Origin of the sequence: Nostoc sp. UHCC 0870 (genome assembly GCF_022063185.1) — a bacterium.
In the GTDB taxonomy this organism is placed as follows: domain Bacteria; phylum Cyanobacteriota; class Cyanobacteriia; order Cyanobacteriales; family Nostocaceae; genus Trichormus.
The window spans coordinates 3,440,777-3,452,999 of record NZ_CP091913.1 but is presented as its reverse complement, the minus strand read 5'-3'; the positions used below and the strand labels follow the sequence as shown (position 1 = coordinate 3,452,999).

The window sequence follows — 12,223 nt, the reverse complement described above, 5'->3', positions numbered from 1 at the left end:
TATTGGTGATAATTATTTATGGTTGGTTGATAATTGTAGTTGTTGCTTTTGGCGATAAGCCGACGGAGGCTGCTAATTGTTCTAAAGTCACTCGTTCCCGCGTATTTGTATTCAGCATTTCTTTTGCAGCTGCAACATAATCAGCATTGCCAATATGATTAATCGCCTTTTGAGGCTGATTTTGCGTATCAACACTGGCAATACGTGAGTCACTAGCAAATTTTTGCATTTGGTAGGCGGCAACTTTCGAGGCTTGGCGCGCTTGCAGATATTCAACATAATACTGTACAACAGCTACTCGCTTTTGACGCTTTTCTTCAAGCCAACGAGCTTCAACAACAGATGATTGTTGAGTTGCAGTCAAGAGTCGAATCGGGTTAATTGTGAGACTAATATAATACTCCTCAGAACTTGAGTTATCCCTTGATGCAGATAAACTTATACTCATCACATCATTGAAGGTGCTTAACCCAATTGCAGCTTTTGCCTCCCGGATTTGAGGAGAATTGCCTTCAGCAACAGTAACGAGATTATCAATATTTTTGATATCTTGCGGTGTAATCTCTATTTGGAGAGTTTCAAGTTGCTGATTGCTAAGAATACTATCTACGGATGCAATTACCCTCAAAGGAATACTAACAATTGTTAATGTAGAAAATACCACAATACTCCGGGCAAATCCTCGGAAAATCAATCGTGATAATATGCCTTTGGGAAGGAAGAACGCAAATTTGTTAAGCTTGATCATTAATCCCTTCATTTCTAATTTGATAAAATCATCCAGAGTTATATGATCTTCCTACTAGTTGTCAGCCTGAGTTAGCAAACATTCAGCAATAGCGTGAGAAATTGGCAAGCCAGGACATAGTTCTAGCCAGAAAAATTCACCGCAAGGATTCACCTCTAGGAATACATATCGACCATCAGGGGTGAGGATTATATCAATAGCTCCATAGTTCAAATTAAAGTAAGCCATGAGTTTTAACAACTTTTCTTCTACATCTTGGGGTAAAGCATAGGGCTGCCAAGACTTCATGAAGGCAATACCTTCTTGTCGCCAATCATAATGTGCTTTTTCCAATGATTGGGAATCAACTGCGGCGGTGAACACGCGTTTTCCGATGATAGTTGTCCGCAGTTCTAAGGCTTTGGGGATATTTTCCTGAAATGTCATCGGACAAAAACGCAGTCCATTCATGTCTTTGAGGTCTTCAGGTTTGACTAGATTAGTGAAGACAACACTATCTCGACCTTGCTCATCATAAATAGCAAATGAAGAAAGCATTTTCGTAATCATACCCTGCTCACACTCTTGAGCAAATCGCCTTACTGCCTCTGGATTATTTGTAGTTAGAGTCTTTGGGGTATCAAGGCCTATTTCTCTTGCTACTTGTAGTTGCAGTTGCTTATTCTCGGCTCGACGAATATTTGGTACAGAGTCAAGGTGAAATCCCTTGATACTGCTAATCATCCCCTGAATCGTGGTGTAGGATTCACCAATTGAAGCCTCTCTAATTTGTGGGTTTGTCATTTTGGGAATTTTCTTCCCCACTTCAATCCGCCGATACCAAACTGCGGAAACTTCACTCAAATCTAACTTCTGCTCATCGTCAGAGAGAATTAGTTGTTCACCTTTACCATAGTAAGCATTTAACTGTACCTCTGTAGGGAATCGGTCAGTATCAAACCGAAAAGCTTTCCCACCTTGATTCTCAATTGCCTTGATAACTAGAGGTATGCTTTCGTTATCTTGACTGTGAGTAATGATTAAAATATTCATGTTTAAAATTATTATTTTCTGATGAAATCTGATAATTTTTTTAAAAAAAAGTCTGCCAATGAATATTGATATAAAGACAGATTTTATCAACTTGAATACTGGAGTTTAGACTAAATTCTATTTTTCAGGCTATAACCCTTGTGTAGTAAGCATTTTAGATTTCCGAGCCAGAACAGTCTCATAACTGTTAAAAGCCTTCCTGAATAAGGGTTTAGCGGTTTGATAGGTCAAATTAGTCTAAACTCCAATGAATAAGCACAGGGAGGAAAAGAATTAAAATTTATCCGCTTTATTTTTCATTCCTTATCAGAAGGAAGGATAGCGTTGTGTTCTAATAGTTCTAAAGCCTTCATGATCAGAGGGATAGCGTTTTGTTAGGGCGAACTTAAGACCACCACTAATGGAGTCAGACTCTTCTTCAGAAAGCTCTTCAGAGGCTTCCTCAGACTCCTGACCTTCTAAGTAGCGTTCAAAAAAGGGGGTATTTTCTTGATTATTTTCTTGTTCTTGGTTGTTTTCCGACATAATTTTATCCTAGTTAAAGTAAGTTGACAGATGCTAATTCTTTGATAAGCCGCATATGATTTTAAGCACCTCAAATGCCACAATAATTAGGACATATGTATTAGGTGATGTTTTATTTATATACGTCTTACTCTAGAAATGAGATTAGTAAAAAGTAAAGGCTGGTAATGAGCGAAAATATATCCCTCATTACCAATCAAGAGTTATCGTTTTCTGCTTTTGCATCATATCTCAATCATAGTATTTCATAATCAAGATTTGACTGCTTTATTTTGATTATTCACTACTAGATTTTTAGCATAAATGATAATTATTTATCCTTATTTGCCAGTTTTTCTTAGTGCTGTTCAGGTATATTCACAAACTTTCGCTTCATGACTCAGCACTGAGTTTATTCAACTAAGCGAGATGGAATACCTTGCCAGTGGCTCTTAAATGGCAGCATTTCTCCCTTCATTACCAGAGATAAAGCATCTAATTTAGCCCCAGCCTCCATCTCTGAGTCATACAAAACTACAGAACGAGGCCCCACACTACAACCGCGACCAATCCTCAATTTGGACATTTTCATCACGCGGTCTTCAAACAGGTGAGTCTGAAGAGAGACTAAATTAGCGATCGCCGCATCATCTGCAACACGCACTAAATCAAACTCAGTTAAATATGTCGTCTCCATGTAAACTCGGCGGCCTATCTTTGCACCAAATAGACCTAAAAGTGGTGCTAGCAATGGTGTACCAGTAAACCATCTGAGTAAAAATGGTACAGCAACAGTTTCATATAAACCAGTGATAAACTCTGTACGCCGCACAAAAATAGACCACAGTGGTTCTACACGGGGTCGATAGCGTCCGACTATCATCCATTTCAACATCACTACGAATAGAGTTACCAACAACGAAGAGCCTATAAAAAGTGCTGGTGACAAAACTATGAGCATTGGTGTTGAAAATGCTGTTGTCAGCCAAGCTAACCCTACAAGATTCAAAATAAACAGCACATATATCAGTGCTGATGGCAAGACAATTCGCACTAATTCTATCGCTAAACGACCAACGACTAGCTGAAAAGATGGACGGAAAGTCACACGTTCGTCAAAACATTCATCTTGCTGACGACGTGGGAGGAAAATCGCTGGTGAGCCAAGCCATGATGTACCAGATTGTACAGGCTTCTTCGGTGGTACAGACTGCACACCAATTAAGCTATTATCGCCCAGGAATGTATTGCTGGGTACTAGAGCCGCATTACCAACAAAAGAACGATTACCAATTTCCGTAATTCCCAAGGCCACAAAACCGTTGTAATATTTAGCTGCGCCAATTGTAGCAAAGTCAGCCACAAAACTTTCACTACCCAGTGTCAGCAAGTCTGGATCAATCTGTGATACTGTCGAAACTTCTGATCTAGACCCAACTTTTGCTCCCAACAGACGCAGCCAAGGCATAGTATAAAGCGTAGCGTAGAGTGTGTTAGTAAATGCCAAACTCACAAACATGAGCTTGTCTGCTAGCCACTTGCGGACACCAAAACCAGACTGCTCTGGAAAAATGCCAGGGCGAGTATTTGGCATCACCAACCACTTACCAAGGGCGACCAAAGTACAAGCCGTAAGTGTGTACAATAGACCTGCAATGGGTGTATACACAAGGCCATTGAGGAATTGCCCTTGGGATACAAAATACTCAAATACGAGTCCTGGGGTGAAGATCATCGAAGGTAGAGTCCAAAGGAGAAGAAATCCCCCGATAAAACCTAGCCAGAGCATCGGCGACCAATGGTCAGAGGGTGTTTTCCGATAGGTCATTTCGGTCAACATCTGATCAACCTCAGTAGTTTGTCCAGAGGGAGATCCAGACCAAGCCTGATAATCTGGAATCACTTGGTTTTGCGCCACCAAAGACTGTTCAGCTAACTGCACTCCCCGACCAACATTACTACCAAGCATGACTACTGAGTTAGTCCCAATAAAGCTATTATTACCAATCTGGATGGGTGCTTGATATAACCATCCATCCTCAACAATAAAAGGCTGTACTTGAACCCCGTAGCCAATGCTAACTCCGTCCCCAATTGTGATCAAATCCGGTGTGTGTAGGTCTCTAGTCCCGATATGGCATCCTTCACCGATGTCTCCACCCAACAATCGCATATATAAGGGCATCAGAGGCGAACCTGCTAGATAATCGAGTGGAGCTATATCGATAATCTTTCTGACTAACCACCAACGACAATAATACCAACCCCATAACGGATAGCGACCAGGACGGAACTTACCAATGAGTAGCCATTTAGCAATGATTGGCAGCATCAAGCTAGTAACTAACCAAGTAATTGAAAACAGGATAACTTCAGTACATACCTGAAGTGGTGATGTCCATTGATGAAAGTCTCCTAACAGCAATATGAATGGGAGTCCAAAAACAGTAAATAGGAGATAGAGCATTACTATTTGTAAACTCCCACAAAACCACACTCGCAGGTTGCTATGATGTCGGACTGTACGAGGATGCGACTTGGTAGATACTTGTGAAGCAGACTGCTTATGTTTTTCTTGGATGCTCTCAATGTGGTTTGCTAAAGTGCGGATAGTTGTATGAGCATACAGATCAGCAATGGAAAGATACTGTAATTCTGGTTTTTGTCTTAAATTAGAGATGATGCGCGCAGCAAAGAGGGAATGACCACCTAGATCCTCAAAGAAGTCTTCTTCTACTGAAATATCGTTATTCCCAAAAACATTACCCCAAGCATTAGCTAGTTCTTGCTCAAGTTGTGTGGCTGGTGGTACATATTGACCAGAGTTTTGCCGGAGTCGTTTAGTGGTTGGTGCAGGTAGCTGAGAACGGTCGGCTTTACCATTGGGTAGTGTGGGAATTGCATCCAAAATCTCGATGAATGCTGGCACCATGTAGTTAGGCAGACGGCTACTGAGTAATGTGTACAGGCGATGTTTCAGAGCCTCAGAGTCACTGACAGGAATATGCAATGTGATATAAGCTACTAATTCTTTATCTGTATCGTTAATAGATATCAGGGAGACAATAGCATTCTCAACTTCCTGATTCTCTAGTAAAACAGCCTCAATTCCTGTCAATTCAATGCGATAACCCCGTATCTTCACTTGATGGTCAATGCGCCCTAGATATTCTATTTCACCATCTGGCGTAATCCGACCAAGATCACCACTACGATATAGTTTTTCTTCCTTCTCACTGGACACAAAGGGATTAGGGATAAACTTAGTGGCGGTTTTTTCTGGGAGGTTAACATAACCTGGGGTGACACCAATTCCACCTATGCAGATTTCCCCAATCTCACCTAGTGCTACTTCCCGCAGATCCTCATCTAAGATATAAACACTATAATATGGTAGGGGTTTACCAATAGTTACAGGTTTGTCTGGAATTAATTCAGTCCAGAGAGCAGTAACCGTTGTCTCCGTTGGCCCGTAGGTATTTAGCATCCGCCGTCCCCCAATACTCCAACGCTTGACTAGATCCTGGGGACAGGCTTCTCCACCAACTATCAATGTATGTATTGCAGGTACATCCTTATCTACCGTTGCTAGTAGGGTGGGGACGCAGTACAGTATTGTCACCTGCTGCTCAATCAAGAAATCAGCTAAGTCTGAACCGATTTTGCGATGATCAGTAGGGCCGACAACGAGGGTAGCTCCCACAGCGAAGGTAGGCCAAATCTCCTCAATAGAGAAATCAAAGGCAATGATTATACCCTGATAAACGCGATCGCAACTTTTCACACCATAGATCGGTGTACAGATGGAAATAAAACTGCATATATTGGAATGGTTGACAGCCACACCTTTGGGTCGGCCAGTCGAGCCTGAAGTGTAGATAATGTAACAGAGTTCGTCTTCTTGGTCTGACAGTGCAATTCGCCCCTTGGGCTGGGCTGCAATATCTGTTGCTACAGCATCCAGCATCAACACTCGACAGCAAACCCCCGCCGTTAGATTACTCAATTGTGTGCTACTTACAACCAAATCAAGGGATGCGTTTTCCGCAATGAAAGCGATTCTATCTTGAGGAAAAGACGCATCTAGAGGTATAAAAGCTGCGCCACTCTTGAGTATAGCCAGCAATGTTACATAGGTATTAATTGAGCGTTCCAGCAGAATACCAATTCTGTCACCTTGATTGATACCCTCATTTACTAAGTAATTAGCTAACTTATTGGCTCGGATATCAAGCTCTCCATATGTGATCAACTCAGTATCGCAGAGCAAAGCCACAGCATCAGGGTCAATATCACATCGATTTTCAAAAAAGTAATGCAGACGTTGTGGTATTCCTGTATGGCTAAAATCGTCAAACTTAGTATTGGTGGAATTGACGATTTTGCTATTATTTTGTGTGTCAGACCAATTATATTTAGTTTCCATGCCCAATCTTTCCGATTATCATTAGCTAGTGAGCAGTCTGAAGGAGTGGGCGATCGCTACCCAATTAATTGAGATTTACCTATCAAAATTGCAGGAGATTTCTCCTGCAAAGGCGAGTGTATAAATAACATCAATCCTTGTATGAGAGCAAAGATATGTATCGCTTACTGCTCACTACAATTAACTTATCCCTCTTGAGGTTGAGGTTCAAAATCTAAAACTCCACGCTCAAACAAAACATTGAGATAAAAAGATATGTTTGCTGATGTCACTCCTTTAAGAGCTAACAACTGCGTAATCTCTGCGGTGGTATACTGACCTTGGTGAATTAAAGCACCTAACTCTTTCCATAAAGAGTCATGGTGGAATTTAAAAGTTTTGATGCGAGTTGAGAGTTGGAAACCATCTACCAGAGTTTGATAATTGAGATCCCGACGGAAGCATATCAAGTCACTAGGCCTTAGCATCCGTGGCATATGATCCTGAATCATCCTTTCAATCAAAATCTTGAGATCATCAGGATCTACGAAAGTTCCTTGATCATAGACCATATAACCTAATGGCCAGCGTTCATCAGCATTACATGGGCTAATCAACTTGACACTGCGCTCCACCATATTGAATAAAAATCCTGAAACACAAGCAATTGTCCCTTGTCTATGAGATTCTTCATCTCCTTGACCTTTTTTAAGGTTTGCTTCTCGCTGTCGTCCTGCATGAGCTTTGACAGAATTTTCTGCCTCATCATTCAAAAAATTCATTTGTACATTCAGCAGTTCTTCATCGCTAAACTCTTGATGAACTTTCTCTAACATCTTCAAAGACAGAATTGAGAAGCGATTGCAAATAGCATTTTTTTCTCTTGAGAGTTTTAAAATCGCGCGTGTTTGCTCTATATTTTTTAGGGGTTGAGCCGTTGTCATTTGAGGGAGAGATCCCGTAATGGCGTAAAAATCAAGACAAAACTTGTCATAGTCTGGGTTGTCTAAGGGATCAGTCGCCCAATAGCAAAAGCCATTCCCGGCCGCAGTTCCCAAAAAGCCTGTCATGACTTCTAACACTCCGCGCCATAATTTGGCATTTTCGGGAGTATATAAAAAAATATCACTAAATTTCAGTGCTGATACAGCACAAAACCGACATCCCACAGAACAACCCTTGCTCAGTTCAAAAGAAACTGGAATGTGCTGAATTACTTTGTGAAAAGCTAAATTAAATTGGCTAGAAGTGCGTGCAATTTGTCGTTCCCGCCACGCACGAATATGGGAATCACTCACCTCAGAATCGATGTCTGTGACTTTATCTAGGCGATCGAAAAAGCCCTGACTTAGTTTCAGTAGTGGAAACTGTAAAATATCTTTACAACTTGTATCCCATTTAAGTCTCACATCTTCAGGATTTAGCTTCAAGCCGTAACGGAAAAACGCACTGTAGGGATCTTGAACAACTTGTTCCCGAAATTTACCATCTGCTTCCCAACGTTCCTGAAACCGCTTGACTTGACTAAATTTAGCTAGTAATTTTGGATCAACCTGATCGATAGTTGCAAAACTATCATGATAATCTAAGCAAAATTCTTTAATATTAAAAGGAGGCGTAATTATTTCCTGTTGTAATTCTTCAGTTTGCATCATCATAGAAAAATATATCATCAGGCTTAGTGTAGACTGTAGCTTTTGAGATTTTGACAATTTTCAAACACCTTCTAAATTTGAGGCTCAGAGTCTAAAACTCCACGCTCAAATAAAAGATTGAGATAGTAAGATGTTTGTGTTGATAACACACCTTTGTTAGTAAAAAATTGGGTAATCTCTGCGGTTGTGTGATTACCTTGATGAATTAAAACCCCTAACTGTTTCCACAAAGAATCATGGCGGAACTTGAAGGTTTTAACGTGAGTAGAAAGTTGAAAGCCATCAACAAGCGCTTCATACTTCAGATCAGGACGAAAGCGCAACACATCGCCTAGTCTCACTGTCTGTGGCATATTATCCCGAATCATTCGCTCAATCAAACTCTTCAGGTCATCAGCATCTACGAAAGTTCCTTGATCATAGACTATATAACCTAATGGCCATCGTTCATTGGCATTACAAGGGCTAATCAGCTTGACGCTGCGCTCCACCATATTAAATAAAAATCCTGATACACAAGCAATTGTTCCTTGTACATGAGGTTCTTCATCTCCTTGACTTTTTTGGAGGTTTGCTTCTCGCTGTCTGCCTGCATGAGCTTTATGAGCATTTTCTGCCTCATCATTCAAGTACAGTAGTTGTACTTTCAATAGTTCTTCAGCACTAAATTCTGTATGTACTTTCTCAAACATCTTTAAAGAGAGAATTGAGAAACGATTGCAGATACCATTTCTCTCTCTTGAGAGTTTTAAAATCGAGCGTAGACGGTCTGGATACTTTAACGGTTGACTGGTTGTAGTCTGGGGGAAAAATCCCGTAATAGCATGAAAATCAAGACAAAACTTTTCATAGTCTGGGTTGTCTAAGGGATCAGTGGCCCAATAGCAAAAGCCATTCCCGGCCGCAGTTCCCAAAAAGCCTGTCATCACTTCTAATACTTCACGCCACAATTTGGCATTTTCGGGAGTGTAGAAGAATATCTCAGTGAGAGGGGGTGCTGATACACCACAGAATCGGCATCCTACTGAACAACCCTTGCAAAGTTCAAAAGAAACTGGAGCGTGAACAACAATTTGGTTAACTAATGGTTGAAATTGACTGGCAGTACGTGCAATTTGCCTCTCTCGCCATTGTTGAATATAAATATTATTGGGAGCAGTCTTTAAATGGAGATTTGTTATATAGTCCAGCCTTGCAAAGAACTCATTACTCATTTTCAAAAGTGGAAACTCTAATATTCCTTGTTCCCACTTGCTATTGCAATCTTCATCCCATATTGGTCTGACATCTTCAGGATGTAGTTTTAAACCGTGGCGCACAAAAGCATGATGAGGATGTGTAGAAACTTGTTGACGAAATTGCACATCCATTTGCCAAAGTTCTTTAAACCGCTTGACTTGACTAAATTTAGCTAGTAATTTTTGGTCGATTTGATCGATTGTTGTGAAAATAGCATGATTATCTATATAGTATTCTGTGATATCGAAAGGTGGAGAAATAAGTTCTGCTTCTACCTGATGATTTAGTTCTTGAGTTTGCATAAACATGGGGGATTGTATTAACTATTATAAAGTTTTAACTTGTTATGGTAATTTGAACACCAGAGTGGAATGCACAATTACTTATAGGTAAAGAAGAATGTAAACATCAGACTATAGTTGAGCTTACATTCTCCTCTTAATCGATTGTGCAATTAATATTGTTGAAATTCCTCACGAAAATCTATCGTGATTTTCACTCATTCGTCAGCTTTTATTTGGGTAGTCTCAACAAAATTAACCAAGATTTTGATGATCAACAACTCCGTACAAGGTTAAAAAGTAGAACGTATTTTTCTTCCTACTCGCTACATAACCACCAGCAACTTGCTCTAATGCTTCCTCGCTTAGTTCTTCTTCCACACTTGGTACGGGTGGAATCACTAGATATACGTTGTTGTCATTTTCTTCACATACATGAACCTGCAAGTTATCAGGCAGAGTAGTTCCTAATTCTCTAGCTATAACTGCTCTAGGATTAGATAATAACTCTTGTCTGAATGCAGGATCTTGCCATGCTTTAGTAGCAATCCTTGTGTTAAATTCTTCCCGGGAAAATTGTTGTCCTGACATGAAATTGCTCCTTAATTGAATAGTTGTTTTTTTAGAACATCTCAGCGAATCTAATCATGCCTAGTTAACTTGGTTAACTACATTTTTTAGGAGTTAACCAATTTATTAAGCATATAGATAGAGTGCGTATTGGCTTAGACTATATACATTGGTAAATCATCAATTGTTAAAAATAGTTCTTCAATCTGGTCTTATACTAAAAAATGTAGTTGCAATTCTTATTTAAGTCTGCTGTTGGCTGACCATTTTTTAGTATGGCTAAATGAAGTTTTTAGTAGATGATTCATCCCTGCTTGTCTGAGCCATAACCATATAATACAGTGGTTCTATAAATCATCAAAATGCACAATTATTTGATCAAAATACACATTTTGTAGATATATACTTTTTTATTTAATGAGGAGAAAATTGCTCTTCAGTTCTTTTTATGGAGCAGAATAATAAATAAAATCTAATCAGAGCCTATATTCCTTACTATGACTGGATTTTAAATTTTTGAGCCTTTCTATAAAATGGCTATTTTAATGCCCTACCATAAAAGCAACGCAAGAGCCATATTTTCATCAATCAAATATATAGGAACTATTGCTTATAGACAAACTTATGTCCAAACGCTAAATATGCTTTTGCCTCTAAATTACCATCTGGATGATAGACTATTTTTATATGGTTCAAATTTCTAAAACAAATGCTATACCATCTTGAACCAAGGAAGTGAGACACATTACTCAAATTATCTGGCCATAAATCTGGATGAGACTTATTGTCAGAGTATCCAGACCAATTCAGAAGTGCATTATGTTTTTCTGGGGTACATAATTCCTGTTCTACTAAACAATCTAAAAGTAATTGCCATTTAGGTTCAAATCGCGGATTTTTCTTTGCGAATAGACACTCTAGTCCTATCTTTGGAAAAACACTAGTTCCTATATCGAGATTCAAAATTACGGCATCTACAAACTTAGTAAGTAATTGAATTATTTCTTTGAGAGGTTTGACTGAATATGTCCAACCAATTTGAGTCAGGTAATCTTCAAGCGCGTCAATAGGAATCCCGGCAATATTCACTCTCACAGCATCTAACTGGCGGGAAAACATAGCTCCTACATAAAGCACCTGAGAGCCAGGCGGTAAAGAATTTACACAAAAATTTAGATTGTTTTCAATTAAAGGTGAAAAATTATCTGCAAATAATATCTGCAAAGCCGTTTTTATAGTTTGCCTTTGTTCATCAATAATCTTAGAGATTTGTGTGTCAGGTTTTTCCAAATCCCATTCTTTTAGTCCTAAAAATAGGCTAGGAATTGGTAAATTATCTGACGGTTCATCAAGGTCAAATTCCAGCCAAATATTTTCTGCATTGCTCGATAATAGGGAATTAGGCTGACAACAAATAGAGCAAAAATCCTGAATACGTCTCCATATAGGATTAGTAATCATTATATTCGACAAATTCACAACCGAATTGATTTCTCCAATACTATTATTACTTCCAGTCAAATCTGTGGCGAGAACTGAAAAATCTACTTTGGAGTTATTCGCACCCAGCCGAAACTCAAATAACCCCTCTGATGAGGGAGGGAAAATTTTTGCTATTGGCTGGATATTAAACAAAGCTTCGGGAGAAACTAATTCAGGTGAAAGGTGAGGTACAACAACCTGAAGATAATTTTCTAATGTACAGGTATTCATGGCAATTTATCATTTATTAGAAATAAGATATATCAAGGGCTGTATTACAGAAAAAGCAAGCTAAATTTACTAGAAA

The 12,223-nt window shown here is 39.3% G+C and carries 8 protein-coding genes; all 8 read right to left on the bottom strand.

What is annotated here, in order from left to right; genetic code table 11:
• Positions 1–16: 16 nt before the first annotated feature.
• Positions 17–748, bottom strand: coding sequence for a hypothetical protein (locus L6494_RS14580; protein WP_237988438.1), 732 nt, complete (start codon positions 746–748; stop codon positions 17–19).
• A gap of 54 nt (positions 749–802) precedes the next feature.
• On the bottom strand, positions 803–1,780 hold the full coding sequence (locus tag L6494_RS14575; protein ID WP_237988437.1) for an MvdD family ATP-grasp ribosomal peptide maturase: 978 nt from the start codon (positions 1,778–1,780) through the stop codon (positions 803–805).
• 306 nt (positions 1,781–2,086) lie between these two features.
• Positions 2,087–2,305 carry a microviridin/marinostatin family tricyclic proteinase inhibitor gene (locus L6494_RS14570; protein WP_237988436.1) on the bottom strand — a complete coding sequence of 73 codons (219 nt, stop codon included), beginning with the start codon at positions 2,303–2,305 and terminating at the stop codon, positions 2,087–2,089.
• A 391-nt stretch (positions 2,306–2,696) separates the two neighbouring features.
• Positions 2,697–6,710, bottom strand: coding sequence for a Pls/PosA family non-ribosomal peptide synthetase (locus tag L6494_RS14565; RefSeq protein ID WP_237988435.1), 4,014 nt, complete (start codon positions 6,708–6,710; stop codon positions 2,697–2,699).
• Positions 6,711–6,895: 185 nt separating this feature from the next.
• A complete protein-coding gene (locus L6494_RS14560) occupies positions 6,896–8,347 on the bottom strand; it encodes a radical SAM family RiPP maturation amino acid epimerase (RefSeq protein ID WP_237988434.1) in 1,452 nt (483 codons plus the stop codon).
• Positions 8,348–8,415: 68 nt separating this feature from the next.
• Positions 8,416–9,891, bottom strand: coding sequence for a radical SAM family RiPP maturation amino acid epimerase (locus L6494_RS14555; RefSeq protein WP_237988433.1), 1,476 nt, complete (start codon positions 9,889–9,891; stop codon positions 8,416–8,418).
• Positions 9,892–10,119: 228 nt separating this feature from the next.
• The gene (locus L6494_RS14550; RefSeq protein ID WP_237988432.1) at positions 10,120–10,455 is read right to left on the bottom strand and encodes an NHLP leader peptide family RiPP precursor; all 336 of its coding nucleotides are present in this window, start codon (positions 10,453–10,455) and stop codon (positions 10,120–10,122) included.
• Between the two features lie 582 nt (positions 10,456–11,037).
• Positions 11,038–12,147 (bottom strand): hypothetical protein, encoded by a 1,110-nt coding sequence (locus L6494_RS14545; RefSeq protein WP_237988431.1) that lies wholly within the window; start codon positions 12,145–12,147, stop codon positions 11,038–11,040.
• Positions 12,148–12,223 lie beyond the last annotated feature (76 nt).